The sequence below is a fragment of the Caulobacter sp. genome (genome assembly GCF_017744445.1).
Taxonomy (GTDB): domain Bacteria; phylum Pseudomonadota; class Alphaproteobacteria; order Caulobacterales; family Caulobacteraceae; genus Caulobacter.
Window position 1 is genome coordinate 308,602 of sequence record NZ_JAGIBH010000002.1, and the last position, 20,088, is coordinate 328,689.

Below are 20,088 nucleotides of genomic sequence, written 5' to 3' on the forward strand. Positions count from 1 at the left end.
TTTCGCGTCACCCGACGCGGGCCGGGCAAGTTTCTCCCGGCGGTATTTTCCCCAGCAGAGTCGACAGCTTTCGCTCCAGCGCGTCGTCCAGCAGCGGCTTTTCCACCACCGCCACCCCGCTGACGCCCCGGCGCATGAGCCGCTCGGCGTCGCCCGTCAGCATGATGGTCGGCAGGCCCTGGACCGGTCCGCGCCAGTCGCCCTCGTCGACCACCACCGCCGCCACCGGCCGCCCGTCCGGACGCGTGGCCACCGCGTAGCCTTCCGTCTCCAGCGAGAACCGCAGGGCCTCGCGCAAGGGCTCGTCGTCGACGAGCAGCAGGATCAGGGGGCGGTTGGACATCTTGCCATCTTGCGCGCGCGCCCGCGCCGCGGCCTTGATCCGCCTCAAAAGCGGGCGCCCCCGCATCCCCGCGTAAGGGGGTTTCCTTAGGCGCGGCTCCCGAATGGCCCGCCGCGAGGGAAAGGCGCAAAGACCTTAATAACAGAAGGGTCTTTCCATGCTGTCTCCGCTTCGTATCGACGCCGCGCCTCTCGCCCTGGACCCGGTCCTGGCCATCCCCGGCGCCTGCCCGCTTTTCCGCCGCGACGAAGAGGTCTTCGGCGAGGGCGAAGAGGCCTCGCACGTCTATCAGGTGGTGTCGGGCGCGGTGCGCACCTACCGCATCCTGCGCGACGGCCGCCGGCAGATCGACGAGTTCCACTTCGCCGGCGACTATTTCGGCCTGGAGATGGGCGAGGCCCACCGGGTGACGGCCGAGGCCATGACCGACGCCAGCATCCGCATGATCCGGCGCGGGGCGCTCAGCGAGCTGGCCGCCCGGCGCGGCGACGCGGCCCGGGCCCTCTTCCGCCTGACCGCCGAGAACCTGCAGCGCTGCCAGGACCACGTGCTGATGCTGGGCCGCCGCTCCGCCCAGGAGCGGGTCGTGGGCCTGCTGCTCGACATCGCCGAACGCACCCATGCGACCGCCGAGCTGGACGTGCCGATGGGCCGCCAGGACATGGCCGACTATCTGGGCCTGACGATCGAGACGGTGTCGCGGACGCTGACGGCCTTGCAGGACGAGGGGCTGATCGCGCTGCCGACGGTGCGGCACGTGGTGCTGAAGGATCGGCGGGCGCTGGAGCGGATGGTGGCTTAGGGTTCACCTGCCCAATCCAAAATCCTGCCTTCCTAGGCCTTGTGCCTAGGACCCATGCCGACGCTCGCACTGGCGCCGCCGGGCGCGCGACCACACCGCCGAACGCTCCCAGAATTTCAGAACCTGGCAGAACGATGGGTCCTAGGCACAAGGCCTAGGAAGGCATGAGCTTTTGAAGCGTGAGGGGTCAAACGCCCCCCTCATCCGTCCGCTCCAGCCCCGCTATCGTGGCCTCCTCTCGCGCATCGCGGTCTCCCGCCGCGCGCAGCATGGCCTGGCGCAGGGCGTAGCCCAAGAGCGCCGCCAGGATCACCGCGTTCAGCACGAACGGGCCCCAGCCGATCTTCTCGTAGAGCAGTACAAATAGCGGGGCGACCACCACGTTCAGGCCGTTGATGGCGGCGATGGCCCCGGCCGCGCCGGCCTGGTCCTTGGCATCGACCGACAGCGAAGCCCCCGCCGTGAAACCCGGCCGGGCAAAGCCGTAGCCCAGGCTGGCGATGGCGTAGCCGATGGCGACAGCGGCATAGTCCGGCGCGAAGGCGACGATGATATTCCCTAAGGCCGCGCAGCCGACGCCCCAGCGCATCAGCTCGCGCGGGCCCATCTGGAACATGCGGATCAGGCCCCACTGGGCCAGCAAACCCGCCACCGCGCCCGCCGCCATGGCCAGGGTGATGAAGCCCTGGGCCTTGACCGGCTCCAAGCCCAGCTTGTCGATGATCAGGAAGCCCAGGGTCTGGGTCTGGGCCGTCTGGCACGAGGCGACCAGGAAGCCGAAGATCAGGAAGGGCTTCAGGCGCGGGTCCTTCCACAGCGCCGCGCCCTCGCCGCGCCAGGGCAGGCCGAAACGCCGGTGGCGGGGCGGGCTGTCGCCGCGTCCGGGCTTGAAGGTCTCGGGCAGGCCGCGATGGACGACGGCCATCATCACCGCGGCGACGATGGCGAAGGCGAACATCGGACCGGCCAGACCTACACCCGGCAGCACGAACAGCGGGGCCAGCAGCGGTCCGACCACGGTGCCCAGGCCGAACGCCCCGGCCAGGGTGGCCATGGTCTGGGTGCGCTCTTCGCGGGTCGTGCGCTCGGCCATATAGGCCTGGGTCGCCGGATTGGCCGCCGAGCCGAAGCCGCCGAATAGCGCCCGGCACAGCAAGAAGAGCACGAAGATCACCATCGGCGGGGCCAGGTGATGCAGCCCGGCCGAAACGACCAGGGCGCACATCAGCATCGAGATGGAAAAGCCCGCCAGGCCCAGCAGGATCAGCGGCTTGCGGCCTCGGATGTCGGACTGCCGCGCCCAGATCGGCGAGGTCACCGCCCACAGCACGGCCGACAGCGAGAAGATGCCCGCCACCAGGGCGTCGGGAATGCCGATCTGGCGGCCGATCGCCGGCAGCACCGACAGCATGCCGGTGTTCCCCAGGGCGGTCGCGACCGACACGCCGAAGAGGATGGCGAACGCGCGCCGGTGGTCCGACGCTGGCTTTATCTCTCCCGTCATCAAACAAACGTTAGAGGCCACAAGCTTCACACGCAATGTGTCGCAGGTCACAGACCGGCTGGCCAAACGCGTGAGAACCTTGGATTAATCATTAATCGGGATGATGCGCCGTCAATCTCGGGGCCCGCCTACCACCATGTTCCAGATCATCGGCATCGTCCTGCTCTTCGGCATGGTGTTCGGCAGCTACCTGATGGGTGGCGGCAAGCTGGACGTCATCATCGAGGCGGCGCCTCACGAACTGATGGCCATCCTGGGCGCGGCCGTGGCCGCGTTCCTGATCTCGAACTCGATGGTCGTGATCAAGGGCACGGCCGGCGGCTTCGGCAAGATCTTCAAGGGCCCCAAGTGGAAGCCGGCCGACTATCGCGACCTCTTGTCCCTGCTGTTCCTGCTGACCAAGACGATGAAGTCCAAGGGCGTCATCGCCCTGGAAAGCCACATCGAAAAGCCGCACGAGAGCACGATCTTCGCGCGCTATCCCAAGGTCACTCACGACCACTTCGCCGTCGACTTCATCTGCGACACCCTGCGGATGATGACCATGAACCTGGAGGATCCCCACCAGGTCGAGGACGCGATGGAAAAGCAGCTCGAGAAGCACCACCACGAGGCGCTGGAGCCCGCCCACGCCCTGCAGGCCATGGCCGACGCCCTTCCGGCGCTGGGCATCGTCGCCGCCGTGCTGGGCGTCATCAAGACCATGGGCTCGATCACCGAACCGCCGGCCGTCCTGGGCGGCATGATCGGCGGCGCTCTGGTCGGCACCTTCCTGGGCGTGTTCATCGCCTATGGCATCGTCGGCCCGATGGCCACGCGCCTGCAGGCCGTCGTCAACGAAGACGGCGCCTTCTACAAGATCATCCAGGCCGTCCTGGTCGCCCACCTGCACGGCAACGCCGCCCAGATCTCGGTCGAGATCGGCCGCGGCAACGTGCCCTCGCCCGCCCAGCCCAGCTTCGCCGAGCTGGAAGAGGCGCTCTCGCAGATCCCCAACGAGTAGGCGCACGTTAGCGCGTCGTAACTTGCACGCGCTTTCGAACCGGTATTCCTTGCCGTCAACGAACGCCAGTTGGCGGACAGACAGGGGAAACCACCTCATGAGCACCATTCGCAAACTGCTGATCGCCGGCATCGCCGTCTCGGCCCTGTCGCTGGCCGCCTGCGGCGGCAAGCACGAAGAAGCCGGCGGTGAAGACGCCGCCGCCAAGGCCGCGGCCGCCGACGCCTCGACCGTGACCGACGCCGCCTCGGCCCAGGACCAGGCCGCCGCCGACGCCAACAAGGCCGCCGCCGACGCGGCCGCGGCTCCCGCCGATCCGGCCGATACCGCCGCGCAAACCGCCGCTGACGCGGCCGCCACGGGTGCGACCTCGGCTCCGGCCGCTGAGGCTCCCAAGCCAGCGGAAGAGAAGAAGGCGGCGCACTAAGGCCAACAAGAACGCCGATCTTCCCGGCGAAAGCCGGGACCCAGATCGAACCCAGAGCGCCCTTCGTCGATCCTCGGCGGAGGGCGCTTTCACATCTGACGCTCAGGATGACTCTGGGCCCCGGCTTTCGCCGGGGAAACGGGGTGGGGTTGACGGTAGGCTCGCGCCGGCGCTCTAGACCCGCATGGATCCCACCGCCTCATCTCCCCTCGTCTGGCGCGAGGACGGCCTGCCACAGTCCAGCCTGTACGGCGACGTCTATTTCTCCAGCGTCGACGGCCTGGCCGAGACGCGGGCGGTGTTCCTGACCGGCTGCGGATTGCCCGAAAGGTTCGCGAAGACCTTCGTCGTCGGCGAGCTGGGCTTCGGCTCGGGCCTGAACATCGCCGCCCTGCTGGACCTGTGGCGGCGCGAGAAGCCCGCCGGCGCCAAGCTGCGCATCTTCTCGATCGAGGCCCATCCGCTGGAGCGCGACGAAGCCGCCCGGATCCTGGCCCATTGGCCCGAGCTGGGCGAGGCCGCCCAGGTGCTGCTGGACCACTGGCCCGGCCGGGCGCGGGGCTTCCACCGCGTCGACCTGCCCGGCTTCGATGCGGTCCTGGACCTGGCCGTCATGGATGTGATCGAGGCGCTGGAGGCCTGGGACGGCGCGGCCGACGCCTGGTTCCTGGACGGCTTCTCCCCGGCGCTAAATCCGGCCATGTGGCGCGAGGAGGTGCTGGCCGCCGTCGCCAGGCGCTCGGCCCCCGGGGCCCGCGCGGCGACCTTCACCGTGGCCGGGGCCGTGCGGCGCGCCCTGCAGGCGGCCGGCTTCGAGATCGCCAAGCGTCCGGGCTTTGGCCGCAAGCGCGAGCGGCTGGAGGCCTGGCTGCCGGGTGAGCGCGCGATCGCCCCGCCTCCCGAGACCCTGGCGATCATCGGCGGCGGCATCGCCGGCGCGTCCCTGGCCCGCGCGGCGCGCGCGGAAGGCCTCTCGGTCACCGTCGTCGACGACCCGGAGGGCGTCGCCGCCTCGGGCAATCCCGCCGCGCTGGTCACCCCCGCCCTGGACGCCGGTGGCGGCCCGCGCGCGGCGCTCTACGCCCAGGCCCTGGCCCGCGCGGCGGCGCTCTACGAAGCCGAGCCCGGCGCGGTGATCGCGCGCGGCGTGACCCAGCTGGCCGCCAGCGAGCGCGATCCCGTCCGCTTCGCCAAGGTGGCCCAGCAGGACCTATTCGAGCCCGGCGCGATGCAAGCGACCGAGACAGGCCTCACGATGGCCAGCAGCCTGGTCATCCAGCCCTCGGTCATCACCACCGCCTGGTCCGGCGAGGTGGCGCATCGCCACGTCGCCAAGCTGGAGCGCGGCAACGATGGCTGGCGGTTGCTTGACGAGGCCGGCGACCTGATCGTGCGCGCCGACCGCGTGGCCCTGGCCGGCGGGATCTCCACGGCGGACCTGCTGCCCCTGCCCCTTAAACCCGTGCGCGGCCAGGCCAGCTGGACGGACGCGCCCGCCTCGGCTCCGACGGCGTTTGGCGGCTATGCGGTCCCCACGCGCGACGGCGTGCTGTTCGGCGCCACCCACGATCGCGGCGAGACGGCGACGGACGTCCGCGAAGGCGACCACGCGCGCAACCTCGACACCCTGGCCAAGGGCCTGCCGGCGCTGGCCGCGTCCCTGGCGGACAAGACCTTCGAAGGCCGCGCCGCGATCCGCGCTACCACGCCGGACCGCATGCCGCTGGCCGGGATCACCGAAGGCGGCCTCTTGGTGCTGACCGGATTGGGCTCGCGCGGCTTTTGCCTGGCGCCCCTGATGGCCGAGCATCTGGTCGCCCGGATGCTGGACCTGCCCTCGCCTCTCCCGGACGTTTTGTCGCACCCGGTTGAATCCCGGCGTTTCGACTCGCCTGACACGAGCAGCGGCGTATAATCGAACGCGGTTATCGGAGCGCGGAAGCGGTCCCCTTTTCCCGCGTCCCACTCTTATTGCCATGACGAAGCCGACTGCCCCTTCAGGTCGGTTCGTGCGACGGCGGCCCTCCGCCCTCTTGGTCCGCCGGATCGGACGCTCCCGACGCCCCATCGGGAGCGTCTTTTCGTTGATGCTCCCCCGCGATGCGGGGGAGGATCTATCCAGACAAGGCTAGGGGGCCGGCCCGAAGGCCGACCCCCTGTCACCCCACCAATAGTCTTTTTTAGTCTTAGAACGTGATCGACACCGTCGAGCGGCGGTTCAGCGGTTCCTTCACGCCGTCACCCGTGGCGACGGCCGGAGCGCTTTCGCCCTTCCAGTCGACCGACAGGGCCGTGGCGTTGACGCCCATGCTAACCAGGCCATCGGCGACGGCCTTGGCGCGGCGTTCCGAGAGCTTGGCGTTGTACTTGTCCGAGCCCGAGGTGTCGGTGTGACCCGTCACCACGATCTTCGAAGCGCCGCCGCCCTTGGCGTATTCGGCGGCCTGCTGGACCACCGCCTGGGCTTCCGTCGTCAGCACGTACTGATCGAACGGGAAGTAGACCACGAACTCGCGCGCTTCATACGCCGGAGCGGCCGGGGGCGGCGGCGGGGGCGGAGGCGGCGGAGGCGGCGGGGGAGGCGGCGGCGGAGGCGGAGGCGGCGGGGGCGGCGGAGGCGGCGCCGACCCGAAGGTATAGCGCAGACCCAGGGTCACCGAGGTGTCCTTGTAGCGGCCCGAGAACGTGCCGACATCCGTGATCGAACCACCGGCCGGGCCGGCGTTCTGCGTCACCGAACCCCAGTCCAGCTTGCTGGTGCGCAGGTAGCGGCCGGTCAGGTCCAGCGACCAGTTGTCGGCGAAGTTCCAGGCCACGCCCAGGATGCCCTGCATGGCGAACGCCTGGTCGACGTCGTCGAAGCTGGTGTTCTGGTAGATGGCGGCGCCGGCCGGAACGCCCGACAGCTGGCCATAGACCTTGTTGTGCACCCAGGCCGTACCGACGCCGGCGCCGATGAACGGGTTGATGCTCGAGTTCGGGGCGACGTCGAAGATGGCGTTGGCCATCAGGGTCGTGGCCTTCAGGCTGCCCTTGGGTTCGCCGCAGGTCGGGGCGGCGGCGGTGCGGCCGACGCCGGCGGTGCACAGACCGAACGGCTGGCCCGCGCCCGTGCCGCCGACGCCGATGGCGCCAGCGCCGCGGACGCTCTGCATGTCGCCCGGACGATAGCCGTACTCGGCCTCGACGCGGAAGTTCGGGGTGAACTTGTAGCCGAAGCGGCCGAACGCGGCCCAATCCTTATCGGCCGAGAAGTCCCACTGATAATTGCCCGTGGAACGCGCCTTGACCGAGTCCGGCTCGTGATAGCCGGCATCGCCAGCGATGTAGAAACCGCTCGTGGCGCTCTGGGCCAGGGCGCCCGAGGCGGCGCCCAGCGCAACCGCCGCGACGCCGACCAGCAACCGCATTTTCATTGAAATACCCTCTTCTACGAATGTCGCGGGCCCGACTTGCCCGGCGCTCGAGACGACAAACGCGTCATGTCCGAAAATGGGTGTGTCGAATGGGCCACACATCTGCCTCGAATGTGAAAATTGTGGCCGGCGGCGCCATGGTCCGGCAGCGCTTAGCTTGGCGAAAAGCTTGGCCACAAGCTGTGCGCGTTTGTCGCAAATAGCCGAGATTGCAGAGGAATTCAGCATTCACCATACTCGTCTCAAGTGGCGTGTGGAGTACGGTCGTGAGCCTTGAACCCTTCCCTTTGGCGACGGACGAATTTTTGGAAACCGGCAGCGCGATCACCGGTGGTGAGCAGCCGAACGCCTTCGTCAACGCCGACTCCCGCGCCGGCGTGGTGGCCGGCAAGACCAGCCTGACGGTCGACCAGGCCGCCTCGCAGCTGATCCGCGGCGAGCCCGGCTGGGGCCCCGCCCTGCAGAAGGCCGCGACGGTCAGCTACGCCTTCCGCGCCACGGCGCCGACCACCATGCCCAGCGACACCGCGACCTTCTCGCAGTTCTCCTCCGCCCAGATCATCCAGGCCGAGAAGGCCCTGACCGCCTGGTCGGACGTCGCCAATGTCGTGTTCACCCGCGTGGGCTCGGGAACCGGCGGCGAGGCGGCCTACAGCAACAACGCCTCGATCCTGTTCAGCAACTACAACAGCGGCCAGTCCGGCGCGGCGGCCTTCGCCTACTATCCCGGCAACACCGCCCCCGGCAGCATCTCGGGCGACGTCTGGATCAATTCCAGCCTGAGCTACAACTCCATCCCGACCAGCACGAACTATGGCGGCATGGTGCTGGTGCATGAGATCGGCCACGCCATCGGCCTGGCCCACCCCGCCGACTACGACGCCGACGGCAGCGCGCCCCTGACCTACGCGGCCGACGCCGGGTACTATGAGGACAGCCGCCAGTACACGGTGATGTCCTATTTCAGCGAGAGCAACACGGGCGGCGCGTTCTCGGGGACCTACGCCTCCTCGCCGCTGCTGGACGACATCGCCGCCGCCCAGCTGGCCTATGGCGCCAACATGACCACCCGCACGGGCGACACGGTCTACGGCTTCAACTCGACCGCCGGCCGCGACTGGTTCAGCGCCATGGCCACGCCCAAGCTGATCTTCGCCGCCTGGGACGCCGGCGGGACCGACACCTTCGACTTCTCCGGCTACAAGGTGGCCCAGACCATCGACCTGCGCTCGGGCTACTTCTCCAGCGTCGGCGGGCTGACCGGCAACGTCACCATCGCCATGGGCGCGACGATCGAGAACGCCATCGGCGGCTCGGCGGCCGACACCATCAACGGCAACGCCGTCGCCAACCGCATCGTCGGCGGCGCGGGCAACGACGTCATCGACGGCGGCCTGGGCGTCGACACCGCCGTCTATGCCGGCAGGTTCGGCGGCTACGCCATCAGCGCCAAGGCCGACGGCGGCTGGCAGATCAAGGACAATGGCGGCGCGGGCGAAGGGACCGACAGCCTCGTCAATATCGAGAGCCTGGCGTTCTCGGACCGCACGGTCTCGATCGTCGACAGCCGCGTGGCCACGGCGATCACCAACGTGCTGCGTGTGGCGGCCTTCTCGGTCAATGGCGACGCCACCATCAAGACCTTCGCCGCGGCCATGGCCGGCGGGACCAGCTATACGGACGCCATCGCCCAGGTGACCAAGACGGCCATCGCCACCAGCGAGGTGGCGGTCCTGTCGTACCAGTTCTTCACCGGCAAGACGCCGACCGCCGCGGGCATGGACTTCCTAGTCAATCCCGACGGCGCGAACGTCAATAACCTCAACAGCGCCTACTACCAGTCGTTCAACATCGAGAACCGCTACATCAACTTCGCGGTCAATCTGGGCAAGGTCGGCGAGGGCGCGGCCAGCTTCGCCCAGACCTACGGCGCCCTGACGCTGGAGGACGCCACCAGCAGCGCCTACGCCAAGATCTTCGGCGCGGCGCCCACCGCCGCCAAGGTGCACGAGTTGCTGGACGCGACCTTCAGCTTCGGCGGCCAGACCATCACCCGCGCCCAGTACTTCGCCTATTACGGCCAGGACGGCGTCGGCGGCCAGGGGACCAAGGCGGCCATGGTCGGCTGGCTGATGGCCGAGGCCGCCAAGGCCGACATCGGCGTCTACGCCAAGTCCGCCGACGCCCTGTTCGCCGACCAGCTCAGCCACAATGTCTACGGCGTCGACCTGATCGGGACCTACGCCAAGGCGGAATACAATCTGGTCTGAGGGCTGCTAGGCCTTGGGAGCCTTGCCCGGCTTGGCCTTGAGGATCGCCAGGGCCTCCCACGGCTTGCCCTTGACCGCCACGCCGGCCGCCAGGCCCGCGACAAAGGCGCCGCTGGGGTGGGCCTGGATCAGGTCGACGATCCGCTGCTCGACCGAGGGCCGGCGATGCCGCGCCCGGTGCTGCTTGTGCGCCAGAGCCCACACGGCGACCGTCACGCCCGCCAGGGCCGTGACCGCCACATAGGCCCAGGCCCGCCCCAGATGCGGGACCAGGAACGCGAACACCGCCATGGCCCCGGTCACCGCCGCGATCGCCGCCGCCATGATCAATCCCGCGCCCGTCATCAGCCGCGAAATCAGGTCATCGATGAAGTCGTCCAGCATTGCCTGTCCTCCAGCGCCCACTCTGGAAGACGAAGGCGACGGAGGGCCGTTCGGTTCCGGCGCCCCCTAGAACGGCAGGTTGTTGACGGTGGCGGTCTTGGGCCGGTCGGCGTGCAACTGGCCTGAAGCGCCGCCCCTTACTGCGTAAGATCCGCCGACGCCCCGCCTCGCTGCGTCAGCTGCGGCTTGAACCTTGAGCACACGAAGTTTCGCGCCTCACTGGTGTCGCCTTCGCCTCGACGCCAGGCCCTGGCGGGGTAGGGACATAATGGCCGCTGCATCGAGACGCCTGCCGTCGGCGAGGCGTCGGTATAGCGTGTCGCGATAACCTGCGATGGCGCACTGCCCTTCTCGACCCACGCGGTCAACGCGGTGAAGAGGTCATATCGCGCGTCCAACGACGGCGGCGGCTTGGCCACGCCGGCGGAATTGAAAGCGTCCGGTCCCGTCCCGCCCCCGCAATGGGCCATGCCCGGCGCCATGAACAGTCGCGCGAAGCTCTGCGCCTGCCGGACACCGCCCGCATCCTTGGCGACCCGGTCGTAGAAGGCGATCGACTGTTCCGGAGGGACGAGGCTGTCAGCCCAGCCGTGATAGATGATCAGCTTGCCGCCCCGGGCCTGGAAGGCGCGCAGGTCGCCGCGCGTGGCGTCGTTCACCGAGGCGCCGAGGGCGGCGTCCACCTTGGGCATGTCGCGATCGACCTGGAAATCCGACCAGTTCCAGTCGGCGCCGTACACCCACTTGAACAGGCTGACGAACGGCGGCTGGCCGCCGGGGCGCGACTGCAGGAAGTCCCAGCCGAAGTGCCCGGGCGCTTCGCTTCCCCTCGGCCAGCCGAAGAAACGGGCTCGCCCCGTGCGATCGGCGGGGCCGGAGTAGAAGGCGCGAACCGTCGCGACCTCCGCCTGGGTCAGGCAGCTGGGCCCCTCGGCGGCTTTGCAAAGCAATGCGGCGGGATCGAACCGGCAGGCGGCCGGATCTCCCAGGAACGGATCGCCGGCGACGCCGCTGCCTAGACCGCCGCATTGCGCCAGGACCGCGGCGTTGAGGGTGCGCAGCTTGGCGTCCGACAGATGTCCCCCCGGCCGCAGATTGGCCGCCAGGTCATTCCACAGCACCGCCGCGTGGCCCCAAGTGCGATTGATCACCGGCGCCCCGACCAGGATGCCGTCGTAGTCTTCCGGGTAGTACAGCGCCTCGATCAGGCCCTGCTGCCCGCCTGTGGAGCAACCGGTGTAGTAGGATCGCTCCGGCTTGGCGCCATAATAGGCTTGGGCGATCGCCTTGCCGGTCACCGTCATGGCGTGCGCGGAGAGACGCCCCCAATCGCGCCACTTGCGGGGATGACCGATCAGGGCGTCACCCGCCAGCGGCGTCGCCGGCGCGGTTCCAGCGTCCTGGACGGCGGAGGCGTAGCCACGGCGCAGCCCCGCCTGCATAGGGCCGTAGCCCGCGGTGAGCACACCGCCGAAGCCGCCATTGCCATTGCCGTGGAAGACACCCTTCCACCCCGTCAGCGGCAGCCACACTTCCACCCCGACATCGGAGTCGGGCGCGGCTCTGACCGAGGCCACCACACGGCAAAAGGCCGGCGTATCGGGCAGGAGCTTGAGGCCGGGCGCCCCTCCCGCCGGAACCGTCACGGCGCTCTTGATCACCGTATCGGGCAGCTTCAGGTCGGCGAGCCCCTCGCAGGACCCCGCCCAACTGTGTGACGCGAAGCCCAAGGCCAGCATGCCCGCCGCCAGGCCCAGGCCACGACGCAGGATCGCCGTGACGCCCTCGCGCCGGTCGGGCGTTCGCCGATTGAACATCACATGCTCCTGTCGAAGTGTTGGAAACGTACGCGAAAGCCGTGGGGAAGGCCCACCGATCATGAACCCCGGATCCTTCGAGGGTCCACGACCTCCACGGGCAGGCCGGCAGCTCGCTTCTTCTCGTCCATGACCCTGCGAGCAGCCAGGACCGTGCCGTCGATCCAGGCGGGCGGGTCGATCCGCCGCCCGATGAACCCGAGGGCGTCGTAGAGGCGTGGGGACAGGGATGGCCCCACGTGCTCGCCGCCCTGCACCAGCCTGTACTCGTGGGCGACGCCGGCGTCGAAAAGCACCCGGTGCAAGAACTCGACACCATGGTTCAGGTACAGCAGGTCCTGGTCGCCGACGTCCAGATAGACACCCAGGTCGATCAGCCGCCGGGGATCGCGCTGAGCGATCGTCGCGGGATTGTTCGCGGCCCAGAAGGCCGTATCGACCGGCGCGCCGAAGATATGTTGGTAGATCTCGTCCGAGCGCCAGAACTTGACCCGCGGACCGATCGCTTGCCAGCTCAGCACCGGCTCGACCGCTGGCTCCAGCGCCGCGACCGCCGCGAAGAGATCCGGGTGCTTGAACGCCAGTCGCAGGCTGCCCAGCCCGCCCATCGACCAGCCACCGACAAAGGTGTGCTTGCGCTCCAGCGAAACCGCGAACGCGGCGCGCAGATGCGCCAGCAGCTCCGAGACCACGAAGGTCTCCCACCGTTCCGAACCATCCCGATAGTCCATATAGAGCGACCGTCTCGCGCTGGGCGTGGCCACGACCAGCGGCGGTATCCGCCCATCCCGGACGGCCCGGTCGATCACGGGCGCGAAACGCGCCAGGTCCCGCTCGCTGCCATCGCCGCCGTGCAGCAGCAACAGGAGCGGATACCGCTTGTCCGGCGTCGCCCCATAGCCTGGCGGGAGATAGACGCCGACCGCGACCTCGCCGGGCACGTGAGCGGACTGCAGGCGATCGGTCCTGAGCTCTCCCCCTGCCCTTTCCGCCGCGCTGGCAGCGGACGACATCGCGCTCGCCGCCAAGGCCGTGATCGCGGCGAAGCGCCTGCGGCTGATCATTGCACGCCCTCCGAGACTTCAAACCTGTCCAGCCATCCGGACCCGGGCGGGGGAGCGCCCGGGTCCGCGTCGTTCCGATCGGCTCCGCTGGCCGTTGCGGGTTCGATCAGAACTGATGGCTGAGCGTGACGCCGTACATTCGCGGCGCGCCGATCGAACCGATGCGAGACGGGTTCGCCGCCACGCGGGTGTTCGACTGGGTCACGTACCGCTTGTCGGTCGCGTTGCGGACCCAGCCCGACAACGACCAGTCTCGCTCCAGGGTCGCCACCGCGACCGAGGCGTTCAGCAGGCCGTACGATCGCTCGGCGTTCAGCGGGTTGTTGTAGAAGTCGAAATAGACCTTGCTCTGCCACTTGTAGTCGGCGCGGGTCGTGATCTGCAGGCCGTCCGAGATCGGGAAGGAATACTCGCCCGACAGGCTGGCCTGCCATTTCGGCGCCTGGGTCAGCCGATTGCCGGAGAGATCCTTCGCCCCCGGCGGCAGCGGCTTGCCATCGCTCAGCGTCGCCCCAACGCATCCGGGATCGGTGGTCGCGGTCGCGTACAGAGGATCGTTGTTGCAGAACTGGCCGTAGGTCGCGTCCAGTCGCGTGGCCGAGCCGGTGAAGCGCAGGCCCCTCACCGGCGCGGCCTCGAACTCGAACTCGACGCCCTTGATCTTGGCCTTGGGCGAGTTCTCGACCTTGGGGAAGCGCACCCCGGTGGCCTCGTTTACGCGGAAGATGCTGGCCTGCAGGTTGGTGTAGTCGGCGTAGAAGGCCGTGAGCCCGAACCGCAGCCGCTTGTCGAACAGCGTCGCCTTCGTGCCGACCTCGTAGTTCCAGACATATTCCGGATCGAAGAAGTTCACCGGCTGGTTCACGTCGCCCAGCGTGTTGAAGCCGCCCGATTTGAAGCCGCGCGAGACGCTGGCATAGACCAGGGCCTTCTCGCTGGGCGCATAGTCCAGCACGAAGCGCGGCGTGAAGGCGTTCCACTTGTCGCTCGCCGCCTTGACGATGTTCGAGCTGACCGCGTTCAGGTCGTAGTTCTTCCGGTCGGACGTGTAGCGCCCGCCGATCGTCGCGCGCAGGCTGTCGGTCAGCCGGTAGCGAACCTGGGCATAGGCGGCGTAGGAGTTGAGCTCCTCCGACGGCAGCAGGACCAGCGCGTTCTTGACCGTGGCCGTGCTGAGATACAGCGGCTCGCTGGAGTCGCCGTGCATGTAGAACAGGCCGCCCACAAAGTCGGCGCGATCGCTCAAGGTGGCGGTGGCGGTGAACTCCTGCGTGAACTGCTTGGCATAAAGCCCGATCAGGTCGAACCGCGAGGTCGGGGCCGGCGTCCCGTCGTTGTCGATGTCCTGCAGGTCGATGTCGTGCTTGATGAAGCCGGTCGTCGACGTGATGGTCAGGTTCGGTCCCAGCACCCAGGTCGCCAGGAGGCTGGTGCGAAGGTCTTCCACGTCCCGGCGGTTGGGCTCGTTGTAGTAGGCGGTCAGGTTGTTGATGTCGTTGCGGGGATAGGCGTAGCCCGGCAGCTCATCCGGCGTCGGGATGTTCGGCACGGCCCGCCCGAGCAACAGCGCGAACGACGGATCGCCGCGATCGCGCGTATATTCGGCCAGAGCCCGAACGCTGAAGGCGTCGGACGGCTTGTACAGCAGCGTCCCGCGCAGCTGGGTCATGTCGGTGTCGTCGTTGCGGCGGCCCAGATAGGCGTTCTTGAGCCAGCCGTCGGCGCGGTCGGTCTGGAAGGCCAGTCGTCCCGAGAGGTTGTCCGAGAGCGGTCCGTTGACGAAGCCCCTGACGCTGACCCGGTCGTAGTTGGCGACGGTCACCGACGCCTCGCCCGAGGGCTGGTCGGTCGGGGTCTTGCTGTAGATGTTGATGGCGCCGCCCGTGGCGTTGCGCCCCGCGATGGTGCCCTGCGGCCCGCGCAGCACCTCGACACGTTCAACGTCGAAGAAGGCGGGGTTCATCATGAAGTGGTTGAGCAGCGGCACGCCGTCCAGCGAGACGGTGACGCCGGACTGGCTGCCGATGTCCTGCCCCGCCTGGCCGATGCCGCGAAGGGCGATGAAGACGTTGGTCGACCGGGTGCCGAACTGCAGGCTGGGTGTCAGCTGGACGAGGTCGCCCACCTCCCGCACGCCGGCCTTCTGCAGGGTCTCGCCGGACACCGCCGTGATGGCGATCGGGATGTTCTGCAGCCCTTCGGCGCGCTTTTCAGCGGTGACGACGACCTCTTCAAGGGTCGTGGCGCTCTGCGCTTGCCCCCAAGCCGGGGTCGATAGCAGCCATCCCCCTAGCGCGGCGCTGGCGACCATGGACAGGGTACTGGCGCGATGGATCAATTCCTGGCGTTTCATTTCTTCCCCTTCCAACCTCTGTGGCTGGCTTCGCCGAAGATCTCAGGCCTTCGGTCGACGGGAATTCTTGGCGCGATGGAATGAAACACAATGACAGGGATGACGCGGGAACTTGGCTCAACTGACATGCTCCACGCCCCAGGCCAGAAGACATCGCACGTTCATTGAAGCGCGATGGTTGCACGCGCCAACAGATCCTCGTCAGGGTGTTGGAGGACAGGAGTTACGCGCCGGGACGTCCGCGCCGCGTAGCAGCGCGCCATCGGCATTCGCGGCCGCCGCGATCAGGTACGCGTGGAAGCGCGCCGCCCGCTCCAGCGCCTCGGGCGGCGTCGAATAGAGGTCATCGCCGGTGGTATGATAGACGCCGCCTGATGCGATCATTTGGGTCTGCGGCGTGCTCTTCAGATCCGAGAACCCGTTGAGGTCGCCGGGCAAGGCCTGGTCGACGATCCTCTGCCCCTCCAGGCCAAAACACGCGATCCCTTGCCGCCACAGGTCGATCAGGAACGGGGCGCGGTTATTGACCGCGATCTGCTTGGGCAGGTCGCCGGACGCGAGGGTCATCGCGGAGCCGAAGTTGTCGTCCTGGCGCTCGACATAGGTCCGCATCATGGCGCTCTGCGCCGGATGCTCGATGTTCACGATCAGGTCGGCCTTGGCGACATAGTCGCCGTCGTGATGCGCCCGGAACGCCCGCACGCCGTTGGCGCCCGCGCTGTGATGCCCGGCGCTGGCCACGAACACCAGCGTGCGGTCGAGCCTGGGTCCGGCCGCGAAATGCCGGGCCAAGGCGACCATGACCGCCAGGCCCGAGGCGTTGTCGTCGGCGCCGCCGAACCATCCGTCGGCGTGGGCCACCACAATCACCGTCCGGTCCGTCTTGCCCGGAAGCGTCGCCACGGCGTTCGAGACGTCGCGATCCAGCGTCTCCGAGGTCGCCGAGAGGGTCGCGGTAATGGCCTTGCCGGCCTTGGCGGCCTCTCCCAGGACGGTCTGCAGGAAGAAGCCATCCTCGCCGCCCACGGTGAAGCACAGATCCCGACCGCAGCCGTGCCGGTCCCGATCGAAGCTCTTGAGATTGCCCGGCTGCGCCAGGATCTCGATCGCGCCGACCGCGCCGGCGGCCATGACGGCGGCCAGGCGGTTCGAGGGCACGGCGGCGTAGAGGCTGGGATCGGGCGTCGCGACCACGACGGCGATCTTTCCCTTGAGGTCGCGTCCAGCCAGGTCGGCGTCCAGCCCTTGGCCGACATAGACGAGCGGCGCGGTGACCACACCGTCGACTGGCCCGTCACCACCGACCATCGCGGACTTCAGGACGATATCCTGGCTCCCGGCCCCCATCGCCTCGGTTCCGACCAGGCGGATCTCTCCCGAGACGGGCAGATTGACGCCGGCGGCGCGGAAGGGCTCCAGACGGGCGTCCGCCAGGCCCGCGCGCCGCAGCGCCTCAGAGGCCCAGGCGACCGTCTCGTCATAGGCCGGCCGACCGGTGACACGCCCCCAGAGATAGTCCCCGGCCGCCCGGCTCTCGTGCGAGAAGCCGACGATCGTCGCTACGTCCCGGTGGATGGCCTCGCCGCGCAGGGCCGGATCCATGGGTCCGGGCGCGAACTGGGCGGGGCGCGCGGGCAGTCTTGTGTCCGGGCTCTCCAGAGGCCCTTGGACCGGATCCGTTTCCGGACCGGGGAGGCGCAGGTTGAACCAGGCCGGCGTTTCGGACCGTGCGGGCGGAACGGGGCGCATGAAAGGCCGGACGACGGGCTGGGTCGCCGCCAGCAACGCCAGCGACACCGCCGCCCAGCTCATCGCGCGGTGTCCGCCTTAGGGATCCACCCCGGCTGGCCCGCGCCGCCGACGAGGCCCGCCGCGACCCGCTGCTTGAGCAAGGCCGGCGGGCGGAAACGTTCTCCGTAGGCGTCCTGCAGGATCTGCTGGACCTGCAGGCACAGGCCCGACGACACCGCGTCCATCAGGGCGAACGGGCCGATCGGATGGCCCAGGCCCAGCCGGCAAGCCGTGTCCAGATCCTCGGGCGTGGCCACCCCCTCCTCCACCAGCTTGATCGCCTCGATCAACATGGCGTGCAGCAGCCGATTGACCGCGAAGCCGGCCACATCCTTGACGACGATGGGCGTCTTGCCGATCCGCTGAAGAACGTCGACGACCTGGTCCTGCGTCTCCGCCGCCGTATCGAAGCTCGGAATGACCTCCACCAGCGCCATGCGCGAGACCGGCGAGAAGAAGTGGGCCCCGACAAACCTTGAACGACGCGCCGGCGCGAGCGCCGCGCTCAGGGTCGAGATCGGCAGGGTCGAGGTGTTCGACGTCAGCAGGCACCGCGGTTTGCAGACCTCATCCAGCGTCTTGAGAACCGTCTGCTTGACGTCGAGCGCCTCGAACACGGCCTCGCTGACCAGGTCGCATTCGGAAAGTCGGCCGATGTCGGCGACGGTGGTGATCCGCGCGAGCGCCTGGTCCTTGGCCTCGGCCGTGTAGATCCCCCGCGCGACGCCCTTGTCGAGCAATGCGGTCAGGCGGACGATGCCACGTTGCAGCGCGGCGTCGTCCCGATCGTTGAGCAGGACCTCGAACCCGCCCAACGCGAAGACCAGCGCGATTTCGCCGCCCATGAGGCCCGCCCCAACCACGCCGATCTTCATAGCCATTCCTCCTTCGCCCGCGCCGCCTGAGCCGCGTACCAAGGCACGAGATCGGGATTGGCGATGGTGTCACGATTGATCACCTTGGCGACCGGCCAGCCCTGGAACAGGCGCTTGACCGGCAGCTCCAGCTTCTTGCCCGAGAGCGTCCGCAAGACCCCTGGCGCTTCGATGAACTGGTCGGGGATGAAGCGCGGCGACAGGCTGGCCCGGATGGCCTCGGCCAAGCTGGACTCCATGTCGGCGTCCAGGCGGCGTCCGTCCGCGGGCGTGACGAACATCAGGAGCCGGCTGCCCCCCTGGCCGTACTCGATGTCGACGGCCAGGGTGTCGGCCACGTCTGGCAGCCGCTCGACCGCCGCGTAGAGCTCGGCCGTCCCCATGCGCAGGCCGTGGCGATTGATCGTCGCGTCGCTGCGGCCGCTGATCGAACAGCTGCCGTCCGCCTCGATGCGCAGCCAGTCGCCGTGACGCCAGACGCCGGGCCAGACGCCGAAGTAGGACGATCGGTACTGGCTCCCGTCCGCGTCGCCCCAGAAGTACAGCGGCATGCTGGGGAACGGTCGCGTGCAGACCAGCTCGCCAACCTCGTCGATCACCGGCTGGCCGTCCTCATTCCAGGCCTCGACGGCGGCGCCCAGATGGCGGCATTGCAGCCGGCCGGGCGTCGCCGGCAGCTCGCGATTGCCGGTCATGAACGCCGCGGCGATGTCGGTCCCGCCGCTGATATTGCACCACCAGATATCTGGACGCCCCAGTCGCGCGAACTGGTCGGATCCCCACGCCTGCACATCGGCGGGCAAGGGCGAACCGGTCGTGCCCAGGGCGCGGATGGCGCGAAGGCCCGCGCGCTCACCCAGCGCGACGCCCGCCTTCTGGCAGCTGCTGTAGAAGGCCGCGCCGGCGCCGAACCAAGTCACCCTGTGGCGCTCGGCGAAGTCCCACAGCGCGACCCAGCCGGGCCGCGCCTTGGACCCGCTGGGCGAGCCGTCGAACAGGCAGATCGTGGTCCCTGACAGCAACCCGCCAACCTGCTGGTTCCACATCACCCAGCCGGTCGCGCTGTACCAGTGGAAACGCTCGCCGAACGTGTTGACGGCGTAGCTCGCGCCCAGGTCCAGGTGCATGTTGCCGGCATAGGCGGTGACGATCACGCCGCCATGCCCATGCACGATGGCCTTGGGCAGGCCCGTCGTCCCGCTGGAATAGAGGATCCAGAGCGGGTGATCGAAGGGCACCCATTCGGGCTCGAAGGCCTCGACCTCGTCGTCCCACCGCGCCATGGCCTCGGCGAGATCCAAGGCGCCGTCGATGCGCGACTGGCCATATCCGGTCTCGAGCACGAACAGCGCCGTCACGCTGGGCAGAGCGTCGCGGATGCCTAGGACGGTGTCGACGCGATCCATGGCCTTGCCGCCGTAGAAGACCCCGTCGACGACGATCAGCACCTTGGGCGACGCCTGCCTCAGACGGTCCAGCACGGCCGGCGCGCCCATGTCGGGCGAACACAGCGTCCAGATCGCGCCCAGGCTGGCGCAGGCCAGGAAGGCCGTCACCGCCTCGGGAATGTTGGGCAGATAGGCCGCGATCCGGTCGCCCGGACCCACGCCTTGACGGCGAAGCTCCAGGGCCAGGGAGGCGCTGCGCTGGCGCAGGGTCCGCCAGTCGAGCTCGATGCTCTGGCCCTGCTCGTTGTCGGCGACGATCGCCGGCTGGCCGGCCGCCGTGGCCGCCTCTAGATGGCGAAAGACCTCGTGGACGTAGTTCACCCGCGCGCCTTCGAACCAGGCGACGCCCGGCATGGCGTCGCCCTGCACGACCGACGTGAACGGCGTGTCCGACCTTATGCCGTAGTAATCCCAGATGCTGCGCCAGAACGCCGACAGGTCTTGCGTCGACCAGCGCTGCATCGCGGCATAGTCGTCGAACCGAAGACCGCGCTCGCGCTCCAGCCATTCGCGATAGAGCCGAAGCTGCGAAACGGGCTCGCCGGGGACAGCATCACTGACGTTAGCGTGCATGGCGCGCGGCCGCTCTGG

The 20,088-nt window shown here is 68.7% G+C and carries 15 protein-coding genes; 5 read left to right on the forward strand and 10 right to left on the reverse strand.

Features of this window, described 5'->3' with window-relative positions; all coding sequences use genetic code 11:
* Positions 1 to 7: 7 nt before the first annotated feature.
* A complete protein-coding gene (locus J7528_RS04810) occupies positions 8 to 343 on the reverse strand; it encodes a nucleoside transporter (RefSeq protein WP_291871799.1) in 336 nt (111 codons plus the stop codon).
* A gap of 157 nt (positions 344 to 500) precedes the next feature.
* On the opposite strand from J7528_RS04810, the gene J7528_RS04815 reads away from it, so the two are divergent.
* Positions 501 to 1,145 (forward strand): helix-turn-helix domain-containing protein, encoded by a 645-nt coding sequence (locus tag J7528_RS04815; RefSeq protein WP_291871800.1) that lies wholly within the window; start codon positions 501 to 503, stop codon positions 1,143 to 1,145.
* Positions 1,146 to 1,332: 187 nt separating this feature from the next.
* Here the strand turns inward: J7528_RS04815 and J7528_RS04820 are convergent, their stop codons facing one another.
* Entirely contained in the window at positions 1,333 to 2,649 is a 1,317-nt protein-coding gene (locus tag J7528_RS04820; protein ID WP_291871801.1) for an MFS transporter, read from the reverse strand.
* Positions 2,650 to 2,785: 136 nt separating this feature from the next.
* On the opposite strand from J7528_RS04820, the gene motA reads away from it, so the two are divergent.
* The 3 genes from motA (at position 2,786) to mnmD (ending at position 5,994) form a co-directional block, all read left to right on the forward strand.
* Complete coding sequence (gene motA, locus J7528_RS04825) at positions 2,786 to 3,652, forward strand: flagellar motor stator protein MotA (protein WP_291871802.1); 867 nt, start codon at positions 2,786 to 2,788, stop codon at positions 3,650 to 3,652.
* A 97-nt stretch (positions 3,653 to 3,749) separates the two neighbouring features.
* Positions 3,750 to 4,079, forward strand: a complete 330-nt coding sequence (locus J7528_RS04830) for a hypothetical protein (RefSeq protein WP_291871803.1) — start codon at positions 3,750 to 3,752, stop codon at positions 4,077 to 4,079.
* A gap of 184 nt (positions 4,080 to 4,263) precedes the next feature.
* A complete protein-coding gene (gene mnmD / locus J7528_RS04835; RefSeq protein WP_291871804.1) occupies positions 4,264 to 5,994 on the forward strand; it encodes a tRNA (5-methylaminomethyl-2-thiouridine)(34)-methyltransferase MnmD in 1,731 nt (576 codons plus the stop codon).
* A 271-nt stretch (positions 5,995 to 6,265) separates the two neighbouring features.
* Here mnmD and J7528_RS04840 read toward each other — a convergent pair whose 3' ends face one another.
* Positions 6,266 to 7,495, reverse strand: coding sequence for an OmpA family protein (locus J7528_RS04840; protein WP_291871805.1), 1,230 nt, complete (start codon positions 7,493 to 7,495; stop codon positions 6,266 to 6,268).
* 305 nt (positions 7,496 to 7,800) lie between these two features.
* Here J7528_RS04840 and J7528_RS04845 point away from each other — a divergent pair, with 305 nt between their 5' ends.
* Positions 7,801 to 9,765, forward strand: coding sequence for a M10 family metallopeptidase (locus J7528_RS04845; RefSeq protein ID WP_291871806.1), 1,965 nt, complete (start codon positions 7,801 to 7,803; stop codon positions 9,763 to 9,765).
* Positions 9,766 to 9,771: 6 nt separating this feature from the next.
* On the opposite strand, the gene J7528_RS04850 is transcribed toward J7528_RS04845, so the two are convergent.
* The 7 genes from J7528_RS04850 to J7528_RS04880 form a co-directional block, all read right to left on the reverse strand.
* The gene (locus J7528_RS04850) at positions 9,772 to 10,149 is read right to left on the reverse strand and encodes a hypothetical protein (protein WP_291871807.1); all 378 of its coding nucleotides are present in this window, start codon (positions 10,147 to 10,149) and stop codon (positions 9,772 to 9,774) included.
* 137 nt (positions 10,150 to 10,286) lie between these two features.
* Complete coding sequence (locus tag J7528_RS04855; RefSeq protein WP_291871808.1) at positions 10,287 to 11,966, reverse strand: tannase/feruloyl esterase family alpha/beta hydrolase; 1,680 nt, start codon at positions 11,964 to 11,966, stop codon at positions 10,287 to 10,289.
* A gap of 59 nt (positions 11,967 to 12,025) precedes the next feature.
* Positions 12,026 to 13,030 carry an alpha/beta hydrolase-fold protein gene (locus J7528_RS04860; RefSeq protein ID WP_291871809.1) on the reverse strand — a complete coding sequence of 335 codons (1,005 nt, stop codon included), beginning with the start codon at positions 13,028 to 13,030 and terminating at the stop codon, positions 12,026 to 12,028.
* 106 nt (positions 13,031 to 13,136) lie between these two features.
* Positions 13,137 to 15,383 (reverse strand): TonB-dependent receptor, encoded by a 2,247-nt coding sequence (locus tag J7528_RS04865; RefSeq protein WP_291871810.1) that lies wholly within the window; start codon positions 15,381 to 15,383, stop codon positions 13,137 to 13,139.
* Positions 15,384 to 15,584: 201 nt separating this feature from the next.
* A complete protein-coding gene (locus tag J7528_RS04870) occupies positions 15,585 to 17,195 on the reverse strand; it encodes a M28 family peptidase (RefSeq protein ID WP_291871811.1) in 1,611 nt (536 codons plus the stop codon).
* Positions 17,192 to 18,049 (reverse strand): 3-hydroxyacyl-CoA dehydrogenase family protein, encoded by an 858-nt coding sequence (locus J7528_RS04875; RefSeq protein ID WP_291871812.1) that lies wholly within the window; start codon positions 18,047 to 18,049, stop codon positions 17,192 to 17,194. The genes J7528_RS04870 and J7528_RS04875 overlap by 4 nt, the downstream gene beginning before the upstream one ends.
* On the reverse strand, positions 18,046 to 20,070 hold the full coding sequence (locus tag J7528_RS04880; RefSeq protein ID WP_291871813.1) for an acetoacetate--CoA ligase: 2,025 nt from the start codon (positions 20,068 to 20,070) through the stop codon (positions 18,046 to 18,048). Before J7528_RS04880 ends, J7528_RS04875 begins: the two co-directional genes overlap by 4 nt.
* Positions 20,071 to 20,088: the final 18 nt, after the last annotated feature.